Source organism: Nostoc sp., from assembly GCF_036917575.1.
Lineage (GTDB): Bacteria > Cyanobacteriota > Cyanobacteriia > Cyanobacteriales > Nostocaceae > Nostoc.
Map to the genome: position 1 here is coordinate 330,933 of NZ_JBALDC010000050.1, position 19,614 is coordinate 350,546.

Genomic DNA, 19,614 nt, shown 5'->3' on the forward strand with positions numbered 1-19,614 from the left:
TAACTTTCAATTCAACACTCATAACTGAGAATTCCTAACTTTTATTGTGCTAGACCAAGCTGTATCTGAAGTATCAAAGCCTCACAGGCGCTTACCCAATCAGCGCTGGCAGATTTATCCACAAAAACCAGAATTTGCCCAAAATCTGGCGGTTTTGACAAATATTTCCCCAATTGTCAGCCAGTTGTTGATTAATCGGGGTATGGAAACACCAGAACAGATACAAGCATTTTTAGCTCCAGAGTCTTTAGTCTTACCTTCGCCGTTGGAAGATTTCCCAGATTTAGCGATTAGTTTGGAATTGTTGCAAAATGCGATCGCTTCTCAAACAAAAATTGCTATTTGTGGTGACTACGATGCTGATGGAATGACCAGCACTGCTCTACTTTTACGTAGTCTCCGCACTTTAGGCGCACAAGTAGATTATGCTATCCCCAGCCGGATGCACGAAGGCTATGGTATTAATAAACGCATAGTTGAAGAATTTCATAGCGAAGGTGTGGGGCTAATTCTGACTGTAGATAATGGCATCTCTGCGTTTGAACCAGTTGCTAGAGCTAGAGAACTTGGTCTTGCAGTGATTATCACCGATCATCATGATATTCCCCAAAAATTACCGCCAGCTAACGCTATCCTCAACCCCAAACTAATAGCTGAATCTTCACCTTATCGGGGTGTTGCTGGTGTTGGTGTTGCCTACATCTTGGCAGTTTCTTTAGCACAACAGCTAGGAGAAACTAAGGGCTTAATTCAGCCGATGCTAGCCCTATTTACACTGGGAACGATCGCAGATTTAGCCCCCTTAACTGGCGTGAATCGCCGTTGGGTAAAACGTGGTTTACAGCATTTACCCAAATCCAATTTACCTGGGGTACAGGCGTTAATTCAGGTAGGCGGCGTACAGGCGAGGGGAGATGAGAGAGCAGGAGAAAAGCTCCTATCCCCAGTCCCTAATCCCCAGTTCCCAGTCCCCAGTCCCAAATCCCTCAAGCCTGAAGATATCGGTTTTCGCCTGGGGCCAAGAATTAATGCTATTGGTCGAATTGGTAATCCCCAAACTGTGATTGAATTGCTGACTACAGATGATATGGGGGTGGCGCTGGAAAGAGCAATGCAGTGCGAACAAATCAACGCCTCTCGTCAGGAAATGTGTCAGCAAATTGAACAAGAAGCGATCGCTTATGTAGAAACAGAATTTGTTACGTCTCTACAAAAAGACCGTGTATTAATTGTTGTTCAACCCAATTGGCATCACGGTGTTATTGGCATAGTCGCCTCTCGTTTGGTGGAACGGTATGGTGTTCCCGTGTTTATCGGGACTTATGAAGATGAAGGACATATACGCGGTTCTGCACGCTCAATTCCAGAGTTTCATGTGTTTGAAGCTTTGGAATATTGTCAGGATTTACTAGGCAAATTTGGCGGACACAAAGCAGCCGGGGGATTCTCTCTACCAGCAGAGAATTTACAAGTGTTGCGATCGCGTTTGATTAAATTTGCTAACCAGTGTCTTGAACCCCAGCATCTCAAACCTCTGCTCAAAATTGATGCCGAAATCAATCTCAATCACATCAATCAGCAGCTTTATCAACAGCTTAATGCTCTACACCCCTGCGGTATGGACAACCCAGATCCAGTTTTCTGGACATCTAATGTCCAAGTGGTTGAACAAAAAATCGTTGGCAAGGGTCATATTAAACTGACAGTTGCCCAAACTATAGATAATCAGGAGTATAAAATCAAAGCGATCGCTTGGCGTTGGGGCGACTATTTCCAACTACCATCGCCAGTGGATATCGCTTACAAACTGCGAGAAAATTACTTTAACGGTAACACCAGTATCGAGCTAGAGTTAATTGGTGTCAGATTACCAATTCGGCTTCAACAATTTTTGGTTTCGCCACCTATCCAGTCAAGCACCATATTTGAGTACAACCAGCGACAATATACTTGTGGTTTCTATAAAAACGGTATTGAAGCAGAATTAAGAATTAAAAATTCTGAAGGGAAAGTATTAGCCATGCAGCCCGGACATACAATTGGTTTGCTGGGCACTAATCGTCAAAATGCCAAAGAAGTTGATATCTCTCAACCACAGTATGACAATATCATCCAAGCTGCTCTTCTGGCGTTATCAGTTATCAGTTAGCAGTTCTTAATTAACTTTTTACTTGTGACTTTGACACTGTGAGTGCTGATTTATGAGCTATAAGTTATGAGTTGAGAATAAAATTTAATTCCTCACTCCTAACTCTTCACTTTTAACCCTTAATCAGCACTCAGCACCCTTATAGGTTGCCGTTGCGAAATGCCAGCAAAAAGATTACCACTGGCCCAGCAATTACAATTAGCGCCACGGACAGCAATTGGAAAATAACTTCCCAATTGATACTGGTAAAAGCGTTAAACACAGCGTCAAACATTTTTCCTTTTCTCCTCTCAATTGTCTTAAAAAATTCAATAACTTAAATTACAAAACCCGCAATCGATCATATCTGGCTACGGGCTGTTAGATTTAATTTACTTAACAAAATTATAACAAAAGATATAAAAACGTAAAATAAAGGGATTAGGAACTGGTGACTGGAGATTGGGGACTCGGTACTGGGGACTGGGGCAATACGCTTAGATTAAGGAAATTTATCTTTTAAAGCAGGGGACGCAGGGGAAGTAGGGGGAGAAAAAAGCACGCTTAACCCAAGCGTATTGGGGCAGAGGAGCAGGAGAGAGTTCATGTACAAGTTCTTTCCCCTCTGCCGCTTCTTTCCCTCAAGCTTGTGAGAAATGCGGGATTATAACAGAGGCAACATTCAAAAGGATAACTACTGAACTAAAGCAGAAGATTTGATTTAAGATAAATTTCCACGATCTGCGTCTAAATAACAAACTACTATTTTCCGATTGATTTACAGTTGTTTTAACCTTTAAAAAAGTTGATAATATCTATACTGTAAAAGTTTTGGATTAAGACAGTAGATTATGACATTGAAAAACACTTTTGGTGAATATAGTTTTGTCACTAAAGTAGACGTTACCAATCTAGAAGCTAGTGTCAAGTGGTACAAGGACAAACTCGGTTTAGTTCCTGAAGACAAATATGACACGCCTAGCTGGAGACAGTTAAGTATCCCTGATATTGGGAATTTTGCAATTGGATTGAACTTAAGTAATTCTGTTGTTGCAGGTAGTACTGTTAGTACCTTTGTTGTAAGCAATATAGCTGCTGCTCGTCAAAGCCTTATTGAAAAAGGAGTTGAAGTTGAGCCAATTACAGATGTTGGTCACGGAGTTCAATTGTCTGTCTTCAAGGATATTGACGGAAATTTGTTGGGGCTTCGGCAAAATCCGTAGTCAACACCCAAGCTTGCTGCACAGCTTGGGAATTGTACCAATTCGCAATTCGCTTTTTCGCCCATTCGTAATTGAGAAATTTAGATGCAGCAAGGCAATCCCTGCTTACCATGCTTGCCTTAACAGATAAATTTCCACAAAGCCAAGCGTATTAGGGACTGGGGACTGAGAAAATCTTTCTCAATACCCAATCCTCAATCTCTAATACCTAATCCCTAATCCCCAGTCCCCACCATTCCCCAATTCAAAATGTCAACTTGGCAATGTCTAAAGCAATGTGGAGCCTGCTGTAATCTCGACCCAGCAGATCGTCCAGACTTGGAAGAGTATCTCTCTCCACCAGAATTAGAACTCTACCTCAGCATGGTAGGCGAAGGGGGATGGTGCGTTAATTTCGACCATACCACGCGAGAATGTCGCATTTATCCCAATCGTCCGCGCTTCTGTCGTGTGGAATCAGAAGTGTTTCAAGATATGTATGGGGTTGAACCCGAAGAAGTCAACGATTTTGCTATTGACTGCTGTCGCCAGCAAATAGAAGGAGTTTATGGTGATCGCAGTTTAGAAATACTACGCTTTGACAAAGCTATTGGCCTTTGACACCCAACCCTCCTTTTTTTGTGTAAGGTTGCAATTTATGATAAAAATATGAGAAAATCATATAAATATGAAAATACCCTAGCAACCAAAACTACTGCTTGTGAAACTTGATTCTGCACCTTTGGAGATTTCTGGCATATCTCATACTGAGATCGAGCTAAAACGAGAAGACAGCAATGATTTTAACTTAACTCCTGCGATCGCTCCATCAGTTGAGCCTGTAATTGCCGATAGTCCTCAAAAGCAGCAATCAGCGCTAGTAGTTTTTGGTACGACTTTTGTAACCATTTTTCTAGCAGAAATTGGAGATAAGACTCAGCTATCCACTCTGTTAATGAGCGCACAATCTCATTCGCCGTGGGTGGTATTTATCGGATCTGCGGCGGCGCTGATAACCACCAGCTTATTAGGCGTACTTTTAGGTAGTTGGATAGCCAACCGACTCAGCCCGAAAACTGTAGAAAAATCAGCAGGCGTGATGTTGTTAATAATTTCTCTAATGCTGTTTTGGGATGTATTTATTATTCATTAGAGACGCGATTAACCCTTGTCTGTACAAGGTCGTTGGTAAAATTCCCCACTTCCCCTTAATTATATGGATTGGCATCTATTAGGACTGAGCTTTATTACGGTTTTTTTATCAGAATTGGGTGACAAAAGTCAGCTAGCAGCGATCGCACTTTCAGGACGTTCTAATTCTCCGCGTGCAGTATTTTTTGGTGCAGCAGGCGCATTGCTGTTGACAAGCCTGCTGGGATCTTTAGCAGGGGGCGCAGTAGCCGAATTATTACCTACACGCGTGTTAAAAGCGATCGCGGCTGTCGGATTTGCCATTCTTGCTGCACGCCTGCTGTTATTTAACAATGAACCATCAGCAGATTCTGAGCAAACACCTTAGAAAAGAATTTAGAATCCAGAATCCAGGAATCAGAATTAGTCTTTGTGGGGGATTGGAACGCAGCAAGGTTTTAAACCAATCTCACTTAACCGGACTTGAATTCATACTGAATTCTGACTCCTGAGTTCTAAATTCTTCTTTACAAATGTTCCCAAGCAGTTCCTTTATAGCCGTATTGAAAAATTTCTGGATGCAAAATTTCTGCCAAAATTTCTAGAGAATCTACTAGTCGCGGCCCTGGACGATTGAAGTAAGAATTGCCATCGGTAATGTAGACTCTACCAGTTTCGCTAGCGTGTAGTTTTTCCCACTCTGGGCGTTGAGTTAATAACTTAGCTTCTTGGCGAGTGCGATTTAAATCAAAGCCACAAGGCATAAAAACAATTACATCTGGATTCGTTGTTAATAGTGTTTCCCACGGCAAGGTCACAGAAGGCTGACCTGTAGTGCAAAATAGAGAGTGTCCTCCGGCTAAGTTAACTAATTCCGGAATCCAATTAGCGGCGATCATCAAAGGATCGGGCCACTCAATACAGGCGACAGTAAGTAATTCATCTGAAGAAAGTCCTTGGGTTTTTTGCTGACAAATTTTGACGCGAGCTTCTAAATTTTCTAAGACTTTTACTGAGTCTACGCCAAAGGTGTTGCCGATTCGCTCAATATCAGCCCAAACATCCTGGAGACTATTGGGTTGTAAAGAAATAATCTGAGGTTTACTCTCAATGAGTGTAGCAACTGCCTTTTCAACATCGTCTAAGCTGACAGCACAAACGTCGCACTGGTCTTGAGTGATAATGTGGGTAGGCTGCAATTGCTCTAAAACATCTGTTTTGATTTCATAAATGCTAAGAGCAGATTGCAATAAACTGTTCACGTCGTCGTGAATTTGGCTGCTGGAGGTATCACTGTCTAAACGCGCTTGGGTACAAATGGGGCGATTGAGGATTTCTGGAGGGTAATCGCATTCGTGCGATCGCCCCACAATCGCATCAACCAACCCTAGTGTCGCTAAAATCTCTGTTCCACCGGGAATCAGAGAAACAATTCTTATATCAGTATCTGTCATCACTCCACCTTTGCAATAGCTGCCGTTGCCTTAATTTTGGCAGAATTTGAGACATTATATATCTTTCTATAGGAGAATCAAGGGTATTTTGCTAGTCAGTACTAAGCAAGAAATTGAACTGGAGATTGGATATTGGAAAGAGTCTTTACCACTCCTCACTCCTAAGCTAAAAGTAATATACTACTTATATTACTTGATAGTAAAATTACTTGATAGTAGAATTACTTTAAATGCTAATTATCCCCTGGCAAAAATCGCTGGTATGAAGTAATAGAACTAATGAGCAAAATCTAGTTTAGAACTTATTAGCCAGAATCATAAAATTTGATTAAAAAAGTTATACATTCCGGTTATGAAAAACCATATCAAGTAATTGTAGTTATACAAAGATAGTTCTACTTTTTCAGTAGAACTGCAAGTCCAAATTATTTCTTCTTGAGGGCAAGTAATGCAGGTGGTGTCAGCTATAGATATTACAAAGCACAACCAGGCCCAAGAGGCTTTACGAACTAGAGAAAATAGTCGGCGAAAACAAAGCCAGACACTGGTGCAACTGGCAAGAAGCAAGACATTTCAGCAAGGTAATCTCGATGCGGTGTTGAGGGAAATCACAGAAACTGCTGCTCAGACACTGTTAGTAGAGCGAGTGGGAGTATGGTTATATAATGAAGAACGTTCAAAAATTGAATGTATCAATTTATATAATGTGAAGACTAAGGAGCATACCTTTGGTAACTCGCTTTTAAAAACAAATTTTCCTGCTTATTTTCAGGCTTTAGAAGAGGAACGTACCATTGCCGCAGATGATGCCAGAAACGACATCAGAACCCAAGAATTATCAGAGTCTTATCTTTCAGTTTCGGGTATCACATCTCTACTAGATGCACCAATTTGGCTAGAGGGTCATTTGGTAGGCGTAGTGTGTCACGAACACATCGGCGAAGGTCGCCAATGGACTTTAGAAGAAGAGAGTTTTGCTGGCTCAATTGCAGATTTTGTGACGCTGGCAATAGAAGCGAAGGAGCGAAACGTCGTACAGGAAGCACTGCGACAAAGTGAGGCACAATTTCGGGCGATTTTTGAGCGTTCCTCTATCGGCATTGGACTTATAGATATGAAAGCGCAGATAGTCGATACTAATCTGGCACTGTGCGATATTTTAGGATACAGCCGAGAAGAGTTATACGGCAAGTGCTTTACAGATTACATTTCTATAAAAAAAGAGGATTTAAAACTTTACAAACAATTGATGTCAGGAATTCGCACGGACTTAAAAAGAACTTCCAGAGACGCTTTACAACCTTCTAAACATCAGGAACAACTTGCCGAAAGACATCGAATTGAGATAGAAAGACGCTGCCTACATAAAAATGGTAACTTAGTTTGGACTCATATCTCTGTTTCTGTTATACCAGGCAGCAATGGTAAACCTGAGTTTTTTCTAGCGATGATTGAGGATATTACTGAACGTAAGCAAACAGAATTGAAACTACGTGCTTCTCAAGAAGCAGCAGAAGCTGCCAATCGTGCAAAAAGTGAATTTTTAGCAACCATGAGCCATGAGTTGCGGACGCCTCTGAATACGATTATGGGTTTGTCACAATTACTACAACAAGAAATAGTTGGTTCTCTGAATGAAAAGCAGAACGAATATATAAGTTGTATATATAGTAGTGGCGAACACCTGCTGGCAGTGATTAACGATATCCTTGACTTATCTAAGGTAGAAGCAGGTAAAGAAGAATTGTTACTATCATCTTTATCAGTGGCAGATATATGTAATTATGCCATCTGGACAGTGCGCGATCGCGCCTCAGAAAAGGGATTGCAACTTACACATAAAATTGACCGAAAAGCTGATATTTGCGTTGCTGATGAGCGGCGCATCAAGCAAATGCTACTCAACCTGCTAACCAATGCGATTAAATTCACTCCAGCAGGTGAAGTATCGCTGGTAATTAAAAAAGTACCACAAGGGATAACATTTACAGTTTCAGATACTGGCATTGGTATAGACTCAAGTCAGTTTGAATTTCTTTTTGAACCGTTTAAACAGCTTGACAGCCAATTAAATCGGCAGTATGAAGGTACTGGTTTGGGTTTAGCCTTGACGCGTAAATTAGCGCGTTTACATGGTGGAGATGTGACTTTTACATCAACTTTAGGAAAAGGCAGTCAGTTCACTCTGTTTCTACCAAATCCAGAGCATCCGGGAAATGATACAAATGAGATAGATGATACAGAAGAGGAAGCAAATTTTACCTCCTCCTCTTTATTCTCTTCTTCTCGAGTCATCCCCACAAATAAAACTATTTTGCTTGTAGAAGAAGAGGAAAATATAGCAACAGTGTTGCAAGATTATCTCCACACAATTGGCTACCAAGTTAAGTGGATAGATAATGGTAACGACTTTTTAAAACAGGTAGAAAGCTTCCAACCGAATTTAGTTTTTTTTGATTTACAGTTAGCAAAGGATGTTCATATCTGGAATTTGCTGAATATCCTTAGACAAGAGCCTTATCGGAAACATTTACCGATTGTAATGATGACCTCTAGCGAACCTTTAGAGGAGGAAATTGCCATGCTACCAGGTAGTTTTAATGAATACCTCGTTAAGCCAGTTCGGATAGTCCAGCTAGAGTCAATCCTGATGAAATATTTGAGTTAATTGCTCCTAAAAATGCATTTTTTTAGGAACAATTAGTGAAAAAAATTACTATACATTTTTACTTTTACTATGTAAACTTTTTCTCATTTTAACATGAGGAATACTAGCTTCTTCAAATATTTCTCCTTCTTCTAAAAAATCAAGTTTTTTGTATAAATTCTTTACATATTCTTGAGCATGAATCACGACTTCTGGAATATTTTGGTTAGCTATCACCTGTAAGGCATTTTCCATAATTTTCTTACCAATACCCTGTCCTCTAACTTTTGCTAAAACAGCTAACCTTTCTATTTTGGCAGTTTTATCATCTAAATATCTAATTCTGGCTGTACCCACAGCTTCCAGATTTAAATAAGCAATTAGATGATCGGATATTTCATCTTTTCCATCAAATTCTAAAGCAGGATCTACCCCTTGTTCTTCTTGAAAAACTGATTTTCTAATTGCTTTAATTACCGGAAAATCTTCAGGTAATTCAGCAACTTTTATAACTAAATTACTCATTAAACTCTCTATGATGTTATTACCTATTGTAGTTTAAAGTGAGTTTTATACAATCCGCTTGGGTTAAGCATTTTCTCTCTTCTCTCTGTTTCCTCTGCGCCTCTGCGGTTCATTAAAAAAAGTTGACTTTGATAAAGAGTTTTAGCCTTAACCCAAGCGTATTGGAGTTTAATGCACCTCTCCCTACTTTAACCCTCTGTAAGTCAAAGAAAGAGGGTTTTACATAGTAAAATCAGGGAGAGGTGTTTTAATTTGGCTAATTAGACAGACACTATATGAGCCGTGGAATTCACATTAGTTTAATCTGCTCCTTCAATTGGTGCAAAACCTTGACGTTGAATATTTTCTGTCACTGCGCGTGGTTCTAAAAATTGCAGCAAGTAATCAGGCCCGCCAGCTTTAGAACCTACTCCCGAAAGTTTGAATCCACCAAAGGGTTGCCGTCCAACGATCGCTCCGGTAATATTGCGATTAATGTACAAATTCCCGACTTCAAACTCTGTCTGCGCCTGCTGAATGTGCGAAGGCGTTCGAGAATAAAGTCCGCCAGTTAAGGCGTAGTTTGTACCGTTGGCGACTGCCAACGCTTCTTGAAAATCTTTCACCCGAATTATCGCCAGCACAGGGCCAAAAATTTCTTCCTGTGAAATTACCGCATTTGGCGATACTTCACTAAAAATAACTGGGCCGATAAAATATCCTTGTTCGGGTGCTGGTAATTCCAACGCCACTTCTGCTTCTGCCTTACCCTTCTCAATATACTCGCGGATGCGATCGCGGGCATTAGCATCAATTACTGGCCCAACTTGTGTACTCGGTAACTCTGCTTCCCCAATGTTCAAAGATTTTGTTGCTTCTACCAACCGTTGCACAAAGGCATCGTAAATCGGTTGCAGCACAATTACTCTGGAAGCAGCAGAACATTTTTGGCCGCTATAACCAAATGCTGACTGTACTACTCCCACAACAGCTTGGTCTAAATCAGCACTTTCATCGACAATAATGGCATTCTTACCACCCATTTCCGCAATCACCCGTTTCATGTGCTTTTGTCCGGGTTTCAAAATTGCCGCTTCTGCATAAATTTTACAACCTACTTCCTGGGAACCCGTAAAAGCAATTACATGAGTATCTGGATGATTTACCAAATGAGCGCCGACTTGCGAACCCTTGCCAGGTACGTATTGAAATACACCTTTGGGAAACCCAGCATCTACTAAGATTTCTGTGAGTTTTGCGGCAATCACAGAAGATGTTTCCGCAGGTTTAAGGAGAGTGCAATTGCCGGAAACCAAAGCTGCAACAGTCATTCCACAAGCGATCGCTAGCGGAAAATTCCAGGGGGAAATTACTACAGCAATACCCCGTGGCTGGTAAATATAATGATTTGTTTCACCAGGTATGTCATAATTCACACCTTTATCTAACCGCTCAATCTCGTCAGCGTAGTACCGACAGAAATCTATCGCTTCCGAAACCTCTCCATCAGCTTCCTTAACTGGTTTCCCAACTTCCAAAACTATCCAAACAGAAAGTTCAGCGCGGCGTTCTTCCATCAAATCACCCGCTTTGCGCAAAATATCAGCGCGTTGTTTAGCTGGTGTTTTCTTCCACCCAGGAAAGGCTGCTTTGGCAGCTTGCATCGCCTGTTCTGCTTGTTCAACGCTAATCAACCCAACTTTACCAATTACCTCACTGAACTTAGAAGGATTGAGAGAATCAACAAATTCTGGTGGATTAACATACTCGCCATTAATTAGCGGTAGATAAGTTTTACCCAATTGTTGACGAACGCTTTGGAAAGCTTGCACACCTTTCCTTCTCACCTCATCCACCGCATAATCGGTATCAGCAGCACCGAGGAAATGAGAGTGAGGAGTTAAAGACTTCTTCTCCTCTTTGATAATCGGCGGCGCTAATAATTCCTCAATCGGACGATTTTCGAGATTTTGCCGTAAAAAAGAACTATTAGCTGTATTTTCCAACAACCGCCGAATTAAATACGCCATCCCAGGCAATAATTCACCGTAGGGACAGTAAACTCTTACCCGATAACCTTTATCAACCAACGCCTTGGCAACTTTATCACCCATACCGTAGAGGACTTGTAATTCAAAACGACGGCGAGGGACATTTAAACTTTCAGCTATGGCAATAGCGCGAGAGTGCGATCGCACATTATGGCTACCAATGGCAGAATAAACATATTGATGATTTTCTAACAACAACTGAGTGATAGTTTCAAAGTTAGCATCAGTTGCGGCTTTGTCGTTGTAAACTGGCTGTTTCCAATGCTTCTGCGCTGCTTTGATGGTTTCTTGATCCCAATATGCGCCTTTTACCAAACGAATTGTCAGAGGATAACCACGTCCTTTCAACCATGAAATTAAGTCTACAGTATCTTGTTCGCTATCACGCAGATATGCTTGAATTGTTATGCCAATATCTGTGCGTTGCCGAAATTCTTCTTCTAATAATAGTTTTTTCAAGATGCTGAGAGTTATGTCTTTATAGGCATACTGTTCCATATCAAAATGCACAGCTGCACCTAATTCTTTAGCACGACGCAAGAGAATACGAATGCGATCGCTAACTTTATCCTCACTACCTTTAGCATCTAATGGGTCAAATTGCGAATAAAACGCCGTTAACTTCACAGAAACCTGAACTTTTGGGATTGCTTCGCCATCAGCCTCATCAATCGCCGGGATAACTGCCCAATTCTTTGATGCTTCTACCAATTGTTGGATTAATTCTAGATAGCGTTCTAGATAAGACTGCGCTTCCGCTTCGGTAATTACGGCTTCACCAAGTAAATCGATAGTGAAAGCCATTTTCTCTTTTCGCAGTCGTTCAACTGTTTTGATGACTTGTTTAATATTTTCCCCAGAAATATATTTATGGGCAAGAGTCTCAACTGCTGTCCCAACAGTTGTAGCAGCAACTTGTCCAGGCATTGAGTCGGAGTTAGCAAAGTTTAGCATTCCCTTCAAAGCTGACGGTAATTCTACCGACTCATCACCTAAATATTCTTGTAAATGTGAGGCAATTTCTGATTTACTGTGCAAAGCAGGTAGCGTATCTATAAAGCGAAATAGTTGCACCCGCAAGCCAGGATTACTCATCGCCCAAGCTAGTAATTTATCATCCCAACGCATTTGATCCCGCAGGGAAGAAAAAAACGAACGATTTTCCTGCGTTGCGGATAGAAGTTGTTTAGCAATTTCTTGGGTTTTAACTTCGTAGGTGCTTGTCTGTACTTGTAATACCACTGATAATAAACTCCGTTAATTAAGGCAAGGCTTTTTCTACAAAGCCTGTGTCTTCTATTTTGACGCTTTCATTTAGCTGTCACCATTATTCAGAATTCGTAATTTACATAGCGCAAGGATTCCATTGATTTTGAATCATGTACTTACGCCGTGCTTTCTAGGGACTGGCAATTAAAAAATATTCCATCTTTTACCGATGATGTAGATAGTACGGCAGTCAAAATAATATTACTGTCTTAATAATTGTCCTTGGATAACGGTAAGGATGATTTTAGCTAGCATCTGAACAATAAAAAATTAATGTCTAAGAATTAACATTTTTGTATTATATAATACTCATAATTAAGTTATATTCCGCAAAGTCTCTGAGATTAGATTGGGTTGAATACTAATTACATATCTTGATGGCAAAGAAAACACCCACAACCCCAGATATAGCCGTAGTCACATAGGTTAGGACATTTTAAAAGAGTGAAAGCTAGGAATAGCAATAGTTTTACCTCCTGCCTTCTCCCAAGGGGAGACGCTAAAAGCGATCTGCCTCCAGCATAGCTGCCTCCTGCCTCCTGCTATAAAACCATGATTGAGGAAGGAGAGGTGTGCATAAGGTGCATTTAAATTCCAATTCTCATAGCAAAGTTAAAGTCTTTTACTGCTGTTTTCTCAGTATGTACTTATTTTTTCTAATACTCAGAATGGGTATACTGCCTCTATGCCTACAGAAAACTTTATGGATATTTTATTTTATAACTGGCAACACACACTCAAACCCTTTGGCGTTGACCAAGTAGCGGCTGAGAAAGTCTTCAATCTCTTGGTTGAAGCTTATTCTACCCCTGGTCGTTATTACCATACACTGAAACACATCGATCGCGTCCTCAGCACAATTCAGATTTTGCAAGGCTACACGAATAACCTAGCTACTGTTCAACTAGCTGCCTGGTTTCATGATGTAGTGTATGACACTGAAGCTAAAGATAACGAAGAACGAAGTGCAGACTATGCTTTTGAGTTGCTGAGTAACTTGGGTATTCCAGAAAGTACGATAACTAATGTCATGCGTCTGATTCTGAACACTAAAGACCACCAAGCGGCGGTAAATGACTATGATAGCCAAGTCCTACTTGACGCAGATTTAGCGATTTTGGCTACTAACTCAGTTGATTATCAAGAATACGCCTATGCCATTCGTCAGGAATATGGGTGGGTAGCAGAGACAGATTATATCACAGGTCGTCAACAGATTTTAGAAAGATTTTTACAGCGATCGCATATCTATTTTACGCCTTTAATGTCAGAGTTCGCTGAACCATCTGCTCGTGGCAATATCCAAGCAGAAATTCAATCTTTATCGCCTAATTAGTTTTACAAAAACCAAGGTAAAAGGTACACGTCGCACGAGAAAGATTTGGAAACCTACGGAGTTCTGAAGGCTATCCCTGATAAATTAGAATACCTAACACCATACCGCAAGCACGGTTGGTGTATAGTAATTTACTGTCTGCCAGCACCACGATGAGGTATTTCAGACACTTCAGTATCTTCTAGCTTTCTTTTCGGTGCAAATACTTCTTGATGTTGTTGCGGCTGAATTTTTTGCAGGGCAAACTTTACACGGGTGTGAACTCCCACATCAGCATCGGTATCAAGCATTTGCTGAAGTTGATTTGTAATCCGCGACGCTTGATCGGGTAAAGTGAGTGCTATAGCGATCGCTAATGTTTCTAAACTCGTCACTGCTGCATAGCGCACTATCCATTCTGGATCTTGAGAAATTAGTAATAACGCCTCTAATACCTGAGTCTGAACAGATTCCACTTTTTCAGCAGGTAGTTGATGCCAGCGCAAAGTGCCTAATCCTCTGGCAGCTGCCCGCCGCACACTTAAGGAAAAATCGTTTTTTGCTGCCTCTAATAAGGTATCCAGTGCCCTAACATCGCCAATTCCCGCTAAGGCACGAATCGCCCAGGCTCTAGCACTATAGTTGTAATCATCAATTAGTTCCAATAGTGATGGCACTGCGGCTTCCCCGATCGCAATTAGTCCATCTACTGCCGCCACTGCCGCCCCTGGATTGTTGTATCCCAAAGCTGCAATCAAAGTGGGAACAGATTCCTCGATACCAGCTGCCGCTAACTCCTGAACTGCGTCTAATAAGCGATCCGAGGAGTCTGCTTCTTCCACAGCACGGATTAATATTTGGGCAAGGTCACTGTTGTTCATAATAATTTTTCATGAGTCATTAAGGATCTGCCAATTGTAGCTTAAGTTCTCCGTATTTGACATCATACATAAACCCCCTAGCCCTGATTTTACAGTTAGCTTGGGGGTTTATCTGTAGTAAACATTTGATTTAAACGTATTAATAACAACTAATTTCTAAAAAATTATGACTATAACAGTGAGTCCATCAAATTTATAACTTTAATTGCACCTGCTGACAAAGTGTTTGTTGCTGTGTGATTAACTTGATGTTCTAGTAATCCTTTCAGAGAAATTAACTTCAAGCTGTTTTCAGCAAGAGTTTCAGCGATCGCATCTGCTGCGGCTAAATAGCCAATCGCTCCCAAGTCTGCTAACACTGCTCGACGCAATTGCAATTTCTCTCCTGCGAGAGCTTTTACTAACCGTTCTCCATAAATTGGTTCTTGGGTTAATTGATACATCGCTCGTGCAGCTGCATATTGCACCAATTCAATTGGATGCTCTAAAAATGGTTTTACCAAAGGGATGCACTCAGTCGCTCTCAAGGCTCCCAAGGCTTCTAAAATGGCTTCATAGGGTTGAGATAAATCAGGCTGTTTTGATATTAGCTGCTCTCCCTGCAAACCTACTTGTAATAGCTTGCTCAGGGCGGGAATACAAATACAATCGCCCAGCATTTCTAAAGATTGTACCGCTGCTTCCCGGACATAAAAATCTGAGCAGTCTAAACACGCAATTAAAGGTGAGACTGCCTGGCGATCGCCTAGTTTCCCTAAAGCTCTAGCTGCGTTCCGTCGTAGAGGATATCCGCCTTCTGGTGTTCTGTCAGCTTCATCCTCTAACGCTTTAATCAATCCTATAACCGCACCTGCTTCACATATCCGAAACCTACCTAACCACCAGGCAGCATAAAAGCGCAGACCTAAATCTGCACTCTCAAGATTAGCGATCGCTTGCTCTACTGTTAAAGATTCACCATCGCCAGAGTTACCTGTCGGTGATAAATCTTCAAATTTCTGCGAACTAGAATTCATTTATCAAGAAGGAGCGCTTTCTTCGCTGTTTGTTTGAGGTACAGCGTTCAATGGCTGAATGCTGACTATTTTGCCACCCAAACGACTAATTCGCTGCATTTCTTGATTCATCCGGTTCTCAGGTACTGTGAAAAACACAGTAGCACTAGAACGAATCGGATAGTTGGTTTTTTCATTTTCTTCAACTTGGCGTAGACCCACTACTTCATACCGAAAGTAGCGATTACTCGTTGATGTACTACTAATTGCTCCAATCATAAAATTAATTCCTAATTCTAGATCGTCATTAGTCATTTGCCTTTAATTAATGACTATTGACTAATGACTATTGACACTAAAGAGGTTTCACACTAGCTATTTTACCACCTTGTTTTAACACTCTCTGGAAGTAACTAGATAGTTCTTCATAAGGTATAACCACCGCTTGATTGACGCGGCGTGTGCTAGGATATCCAGATCCAAAAACACCTGCTACTTCAATGCGGTAAAGTCTGCCTTCTTTACCAAAGGTTCCCGCACCACCAAAAGTACTGCTGGGGGTAACGCCTTTTTCAGAAGCAACGTATGAAAAGCCTGAGGAAGCACCAGAGGGAGGAACAATGACGGATGCACTATTGCGACCTAGTTCGCTAGCAAGCCGGGAGTCTTTGCCTTTGAGTTGGGAGGTATCGCTACTGGCATAGCCGCGATAAAGTTGAAATATCCGGGTAAATCCGACAGTTTTTTGTCCTGTTTGGGTTTCAAAGCCGCGATAGTAAGGCACTATATTTTCACCAAAGTTAGATTGATACTCTGGAGAATCGATATAAGAATCAATGTCGGCTTCATATCCCTTGGTTTGATACAAGTCTAAGTGAAAAACGACATCAGACTCATCATAAGGGGCACGACCCAACAAATGTTTGTAGTTCAGTTCGATGACACGAGTTTGGAAGTTGTCGTAGAAAAATTTGGATTTGTATAGTTCTGATTTAGCTACTTGACGCACAAACTCTTGCACTGTACTTTTGCCATCACGCAGGATAGATTCAGCACTGATCAAGCGGTCAGATGCCAATATGTAGTTGTTGCCCAAGACTTGACGATAGACGGCAGCAATTACTCTTTCTATGTCTTCTTTGGTTGCATTCGGACGCAATTCCACAGGGGATTGATCGGTAAACGGTTCTGTTCCCAGACGGGAAGCTGCTGTTGTAACGGCCATTGGTAATTTTCCTTTTGTAATTAATAATTGGGGACTGGGGATTAGGAATCGGGGATTGGGTACTGAGTATTGGGTATTGATTATCCCCTTTCTTTGCTCAGTCCCCAACTCCTAGTCCCTAGTCCCCAGTCCCCAGTCCCCAGTCCCCAGTCCTTATTTATACGGCTGTAATGCTAATAACCTTACTGCCCTTACGATTCAACTGCTGCAATTTGCTAGAAAGTTGTTCGTAGGGTACAATTAATTCCGCAGTACTGCGCCGTACTACAGCAGAGTATGGGGAAGCTGCTTGTAGCACTCTGATGCGGTATGTTTCGCCGCGACCACCTGTAGAGAGACCTGTTAAAGCTCCAGCAGAGACTGGGTAAATGGGTGAAGCTAGATTTTTAGCCACTTCCCAGGTTAGCCGTCCTTGTTTTTGTCCTTGAGCGCGATCGCTATTGGCATAACCCCGATACAGTTGGAACAGTCGGCTATAGCCAACGTTTTTTTGTCCTACTTGACTTTTAAAGCCTCGATAGTAGGGCACAATATTTTCACCAAAACTATCTTGATATTCTAATGAGTCAATGTAGGAATTAATTTCAGCTTCGTAACCTTCTGAGTTGTAAAGCTCAACATGGAACGAAATCTCTGACTCATCTTCCGGGGCACGCCCCAATAAATGCTTATAATTCAACTCGATAAACCGATTTTGGGAGTTGGAGTGGAAAAACTTATCCCGATACAGTTCCGATTGAGCAATGGCTTGTACAAATCCCCTAACGGTGATTTCACCTTGCTGCAACAGTGATTCTGCACTCTCTAGACGCTCTCCTTCTAGTAGATATGCATTACCCAAAACCTGACGGTAAGCCGCCCGGATTACCACCGCAACATCCGCTTCTGTTCTATCTGGACGTAGTTCTACTGGTGCTGAATTTTCAAATGCTCCAATCCCTAACCTTGCTGCTTGTCCTAAAGCTGCCATCTTTAACCTCCTCAGTTTTAACTGCAAAACTGAAAACTTTTTTGAAAAAATTTTTCTAGTTTTTTAACAGTTTTTTTTAAATTGACACTCACCTTACCGAAAGTAAGGCGATCTTTAAGACATTGCTGCCTTAATATTCTGTTTCCACAGGTTCCCAGGCTCACCCTACGGGTTTGGCAGTTACTCATGGGGTAGAAATAAACCTCCAAACTTTTTCTGCCAGACACTGCGCGTAGCTTCCTTCCCTGTAGTGGACGCGAACTCGCTAACTTGCGCTAGCGTCAAGGAAGAAGATTGCGATCGCTGCTTCTACCACATTTACCACAGAGGGTAGTGATATCTCCTTACGTTATTTCGGGCGTATACTTTCCCCCAGTCCGAGGGTAGGTTTTTAAATCTTGTACTGATAAAAATATTGTGCCGATTGACGGTGGCTTAAAAAGGGGCACTGAATTGCGAACTTTCTTAAAGTTGTAGCAAGTACCGTGCTACGTCGGTAGCTTCCATCCCTGTTCTAAAGCAAAAAATACAGAACTACGTTCCTCTTTCTCCAGGGTTTTCAGCTAGCTTTTCTCAAAAAACTGCCCGGAGAGGTAAACAACTCATAGAACTTACTTGTCATAAGAGCTGATTTCCTCTCCGGGCTAAAGAAACACTCTAGCTTAGAGTATTGATTACATAGTCGATGTAGGAATTTGCTTCAACACCTGGATCGCCGCTTAAACCGTGGTTAGCTTTGATGTACTTGAGAGCTTCAATGTACCAGCTAGGAGACAGTTCAAAAGTGCGGTTGATTTCAGCCAAGCCAGAAATCAAGAAATCATCCAAGGGGCCTGTACCACCAACAACTAAAGCGTATGTGATAATCCGCAAGTAGTAACCGATATCACGTACACATTTGGCTTTGCCGCGTGAATCAGCTGCGAAGTTAGGGCCTTGCTGTTGAGTGGTGTAAGGGTATTTGTTATACACCGCTTGAGCTGCACCTTCGGTCAAGCGTTGAGCATTGCCGCTCAATGCTTTTGCTGCTTGTAAGCTAGCCGGCGCTTGGCGGAACCGACCAAAAGCTACTTGAATTTCAGTGCTGCTGAGATAGCGACCTTGAGAATCAGCCGATGCAATTGCTTCAGTTAGAGGTGTTTTTGACATTTTGCTATTTCCCTTTCAGAAACTATTTGATTGAAATTTTGTTTTGTTTTGTCCTATAGACAGACAATTATTTAGTCAACATCAGCAATGCTTGGCTTAAGCCACAGCAGCAGCAGCACGATCGAAATAGCTAGCTATTTCAGATGATAAAGCGCTGCAATCTCCTCTGGTGATGTTATTTGGATCGTTGACAATGGCCAGCGAAGCTTGTTTCAGCTTCTGAATACCAACGGCAACTGATGCTCCTGGAGTTCCCAATGCTAAATAGGTTTCCCGCAAACCATTGAGGGCACGGTCATCTAGTACACTGGAATCGCCAGCAAAGATAGCGTAGGTGATATAGCGAAGAATGATGTCTAAGTCTCTGATGCAAGCAGCTGCACGGCGGCTGGTGTAAGCATTACCACCAGGAGTGATCAATTGGGGTTGTTCTGCCCACAAATCACGAGCCGCAGCAGCAACAAGAGCAGATGCATTGCTGGTAATGCGGTTAACTGCATCTGTACGCTTGTTACCTTCTTTGACTAGTTCGCTCAATGCATCCAATTGTGCATCGGATAGATATTCGCCGCGTGTATCAGCTTGGGAAACTACTTTGGCAAATGCATCTAAAACCATTGCGTGAAATCTCCTAATTTGCTTAGTTAAGAATAATCAGACTCAAACTGAATGGTTCAGTTGATTTTTGATGTC

Annotated in this window: 18 protein-coding genes; 7 read left to right on the top strand and 11 right to left on the bottom strand. The window is 41.6% G+C overall.

From position 1 onward, the window contains the following. Window positions 1–46: 46 nt before the first annotated feature. On the top strand, window positions 47–2,149 hold the full coding sequence (locus V7K79_RS14880; protein ID WP_335048766.1) for a single-stranded-DNA-specific exonuclease RecJ: 2,103 nt from the start codon (window positions 47–49) through the stop codon (window positions 2,147–2,149). Between the two features lie 139 nt (window positions 2,150–2,288). Here V7K79_RS14880 and psb30 read toward each other — a convergent pair whose 3' ends face one another. After that, on the bottom strand, window positions 2,289–2,423 hold the full coding sequence (gene psb30 / locus V7K79_RS14885; protein ID WP_335048767.1) for a photosystem II reaction center protein Ycf12/Psb30: 135 nt from the start codon (window positions 2,421–2,423) through the stop codon (window positions 2,289–2,291). A 556-nt stretch (window positions 2,424–2,979) separates the two neighbouring features. Between psb30 and V7K79_RS14890 the strand changes: the two genes are divergently transcribed. The 4 genes from V7K79_RS14890 (at window position 2,980) to V7K79_RS14905 (ending at window position 4,849) form a co-directional block, all read left to right on the top strand. Beyond that, window positions 2,980–3,351, top strand: a complete 372-nt coding sequence (locus V7K79_RS14890; protein WP_335048768.1) for a VOC family protein — start codon at window positions 2,980–2,982, stop codon at window positions 3,349–3,351. A 249-nt stretch (window positions 3,352–3,600) separates the two neighbouring features. Continuing rightward, a complete protein-coding gene (locus V7K79_RS14895) occupies window positions 3,601–3,951 on the top strand; it encodes a YkgJ family cysteine cluster protein (protein WP_335048769.1) in 351 nt (116 codons plus the stop codon). Between the two features lie 100 nt (window positions 3,952–4,051). Further along, window positions 4,052–4,483, top strand: a complete 432-nt coding sequence (locus V7K79_RS14900; RefSeq protein WP_335048770.1) for a TMEM165/GDT1 family protein — start codon at window positions 4,052–4,054, stop codon at window positions 4,481–4,483. A gap of 63 nt (window positions 4,484–4,546) precedes the next feature. Then, complete coding sequence (locus tag V7K79_RS14905) at window positions 4,547–4,849, top strand: TMEM165/GDT1 family protein (RefSeq protein WP_099100177.1); 303 nt, start codon at window positions 4,547–4,549, stop codon at window positions 4,847–4,849. A 139-nt stretch (window positions 4,850–4,988) separates the two neighbouring features. Here V7K79_RS14905 and V7K79_RS14910 read toward each other — a convergent pair whose 3' ends face one another. Further along, a complete protein-coding gene (locus V7K79_RS14910) occupies window positions 4,989–5,915 on the bottom strand; it encodes a cobalamin-binding protein (RefSeq protein ID WP_335048771.1) in 927 nt (308 codons plus the stop codon). Window positions 5,916–6,363: 448 nt separating this feature from the next. Between V7K79_RS14910 and V7K79_RS14915 the strand changes: the two genes are divergently transcribed. Continuing rightward, complete coding sequence (locus V7K79_RS14915) at window positions 6,364–8,583, top strand: hybrid sensor histidine kinase/response regulator (protein ID WP_335048772.1); 2,220 nt, start codon at window positions 6,364–6,366, stop codon at window positions 8,581–8,583. Between the two features lie 48 nt (window positions 8,584–8,631). Here V7K79_RS14915 and V7K79_RS14920 read toward each other — a convergent pair whose 3' ends face one another. After that, window positions 8,632–9,087: a GNAT family N-acetyltransferase gene (locus tag V7K79_RS14920; RefSeq protein ID WP_335048773.1), complete on the bottom strand. Its 456-nt coding sequence runs from the start codon at window positions 9,085–9,087 to the stop codon at window positions 8,632–8,634. Window positions 9,088–9,386: 299 nt separating this feature from the next. Then, window positions 9,387–12,359, bottom strand: a complete 2,973-nt coding sequence (pruA, locus tag V7K79_RS14925; RefSeq protein ID WP_335048774.1) for an L-glutamate gamma-semialdehyde dehydrogenase — start codon at window positions 12,357–12,359, stop codon at window positions 9,387–9,389. Window positions 12,360–13,071: 712 nt separating this feature from the next. Between pruA and V7K79_RS14930 the strand changes: the two genes are divergently transcribed. Then, window positions 13,072–13,722: an HD domain-containing protein gene (locus V7K79_RS14930; RefSeq protein WP_335048775.1), complete on the top strand. Its 651-nt coding sequence runs from the start codon at window positions 13,072–13,074 to the stop codon at window positions 13,720–13,722. Window positions 13,723–13,853: 131 nt separating this feature from the next. On the opposite strand, the gene V7K79_RS14935 is transcribed toward V7K79_RS14930, so the two are convergent. The 7 genes from V7K79_RS14935 to V7K79_RS14965 form a co-directional block, all read right to left on the bottom strand. Next, window positions 13,854–14,582: a HEAT repeat domain-containing protein gene (locus tag V7K79_RS14935; protein WP_335048776.1), complete on the bottom strand. Its 729-nt coding sequence runs from the start codon at window positions 14,580–14,582 to the stop codon at window positions 13,854–13,856. 170 nt (window positions 14,583–14,752) lie between these two features. Then, on the bottom strand, window positions 14,753–15,598 hold the full coding sequence (locus V7K79_RS14940) for a HEAT repeat domain-containing protein (protein ID WP_335048777.1): 846 nt from the start codon (window positions 15,596–15,598) through the stop codon (window positions 14,753–14,755). A 3-nt stretch (window positions 15,599–15,601) separates the two neighbouring features. After that, window positions 15,602–15,892, bottom strand: coding sequence for a phycobilisome linker polypeptide (locus V7K79_RS14945; RefSeq protein ID WP_335048778.1), 291 nt, complete (start codon window positions 15,890–15,892; stop codon window positions 15,602–15,604). 40 nt (window positions 15,893–15,932) lie between these two features. Next, complete coding sequence (locus tag V7K79_RS14950; RefSeq protein WP_335048779.1) at window positions 15,933–16,802, bottom strand: phycobilisome linker polypeptide; 870 nt, start codon at window positions 16,800–16,802, stop codon at window positions 15,933–15,935. 157 nt (window positions 16,803–16,959) lie between these two features. Next, the gene (locus tag V7K79_RS14955) at window positions 16,960–17,772 is read right to left on the bottom strand and encodes a phycobilisome linker polypeptide (protein ID WP_335048780.1); all 813 of its coding nucleotides are present in this window, start codon (window positions 17,770–17,772) and stop codon (window positions 16,960–16,962) included. A 657-nt stretch (window positions 17,773–18,429) separates the two neighbouring features. Next, the gene (gene cpcA, locus V7K79_RS14960) at window positions 18,430–18,921 is read right to left on the bottom strand and encodes a phycocyanin subunit alpha (RefSeq protein WP_335048781.1); all 492 of its coding nucleotides are present in this window, start codon (window positions 18,919–18,921) and stop codon (window positions 18,430–18,432) included. A gap of 96 nt (window positions 18,922–19,017) precedes the next feature. After that, complete coding sequence (locus V7K79_RS14965) at window positions 19,018–19,539, bottom strand: phycocyanin subunit beta (RefSeq protein ID WP_335048782.1); 522 nt, start codon at window positions 19,537–19,539, stop codon at window positions 19,018–19,020. Between the last annotated feature and the right edge of the window lie 75 nt (window positions 19,540–19,614).

What these genes read in the sequence shown, in the direction of transcription:
- psb30 (WP_335048767.1), bottom strand. Translation starts at nt 2,423, where the DNA reads ATGTTTGACGCTGTGTTTAACGCTTTTACCAGTATCAATTGGGAAGTT.
- V7K79_RS14890 (WP_335048768.1), top strand. Translation starts at nt 2,980, where the DNA reads ATGACATTGAAAAACACTTTTGGTGAATATAGTTTTGTCACTAAAGTA.
- V7K79_RS14895 (WP_335048769.1), top strand. Translation starts at nt 3,601, where the DNA reads ATGTCAACTTGGCAATGTCTAAAGCAATGTGGAGCCTGCTGTAATCTC.
- V7K79_RS14905 (WP_099100177.1), top strand. Translation starts at nt 4,547, where the DNA reads ATGGATTGGCATCTATTAGGACTGAGCTTTATTACGGTTTTTTTATCA.
- V7K79_RS14910 (WP_335048771.1), bottom strand. Translation starts at nt 5,915, where the DNA reads ATGACAGATACTGATATAAGAATTGTTTCTCTGATTCCCGGTGGAACA.
- V7K79_RS14915 (WP_335048772.1), top strand. Translation starts at nt 6,364, where the DNA reads ATGCAGGTGGTGTCAGCTATAGATATTACAAAGCACAACCAGGCCCAA.
- V7K79_RS14920 (WP_335048773.1), bottom strand. Translation starts at nt 9,087, where the DNA reads ATGAGTAATTTAGTTATAAAAGTTGCTGAATTACCTGAAGATTTTCCG.
- V7K79_RS14930 (WP_335048775.1), top strand. Translation starts at nt 13,072, where the DNA reads ATGCCTACAGAAAACTTTATGGATATTTTATTTTATAACTGGCAACAC.
- V7K79_RS14935 (WP_335048776.1), bottom strand. Translation starts at nt 14,582, where the DNA reads ATGAACAACAGTGACCTTGCCCAAATATTAATCCGTGCTGTGGAAGAA.
- V7K79_RS14940 (WP_335048777.1), bottom strand. Translation starts at nt 15,598, where the DNA reads ATGAATTCTAGTTCGCAGAAATTTGAAGATTTATCACCGACAGGTAAC.
- V7K79_RS14945 (WP_335048778.1), bottom strand. Translation starts at nt 15,892, where the DNA reads ATGACTAATGACGATCTAGAATTAGGAATTAATTTTATGATTGGAGCA.
- V7K79_RS14950 (WP_335048779.1), bottom strand. Translation starts at nt 16,802, where the DNA reads ATGGCCGTTACAACAGCAGCTTCCCGTCTGGGAACAGAACCGTTTACC.
- V7K79_RS14955 (WP_335048780.1), bottom strand. Translation starts at nt 17,772, where the DNA reads ATGGCAGCTTTAGGACAAGCAGCAAGGTTAGGGATTGGAGCATTTGAA.
- cpcA (WP_335048781.1), bottom strand. Translation starts at nt 18,921, where the DNA reads ATGTCAAAAACACCTCTAACTGAAGCAATTGCATCGGCTGATTCTCAA.
- V7K79_RS14965 (WP_335048782.1), bottom strand. Translation starts at nt 19,539, where the DNA reads ATGGTTTTAGATGCATTTGCCAAAGTAGTTTCCCAAGCTGATACACGC.